1 protein-coding gene is annotated in these 453 nt (G+C 65.6%); it reads left to right on the top strand.

Going from position 1 to position 453, the window contains the following annotated elements:
- Positions 1-34 precede the first annotated feature (34 nt).
- On the top strand, positions 35-453 hold a 419-nt coding region (locus tag PMM47T1_RS28500; RefSeq protein ID WP_008375957.1), incomplete at its 3' end, for a hypothetical protein.

Here is a 453-nt window from a genome sequence, read left to right on the forward strand (position 1 = left end):
AGACTGAGTGCCCAACCCTCGGAGGTTACCCCCCATGAGCACACTCAGCCAGGCGGTTCGCCGCCTTATCCTCACCCGCGAGCACGCCTCGCACCTAAGCCGTCACGACGGCATTACCCCCACCCTGCCAGCCCCCATCGTGCCGCAACAGGCCGTGCACGACGGCCTGAACTGGAACGACCTGCGCGACCCCACCGTGCCGGTGGTGGTGCAGGTGGTGCTGCAACCCGACATGCACGCCGGTGACACGCTCAACCTGTACTGGAACGACAACGCCGTGGGCAATCAGGTGGTCAGCCGCGAGGATGTCGACATCGGCCAGGTGGTGTTCAAGGTACTGCCGCGCGAGATTTTACCGGTCGACGCCGCCGGCACCCTGGCCCATGTGCACTATCACGACATTGGCCTGGTAGGGACGACCGAGCGCGCCTCGTTCGACACCGCACCCTTCCT

The sequence above is a fragment of the Pseudomonas sp. M47T1 genome, from assembly GCF_000263855.1.
Classification (GTDB): Bacteria; Pseudomonadota; Gammaproteobacteria; order Pseudomonadales; family Pseudomonadaceae; genus Aquipseudomonas.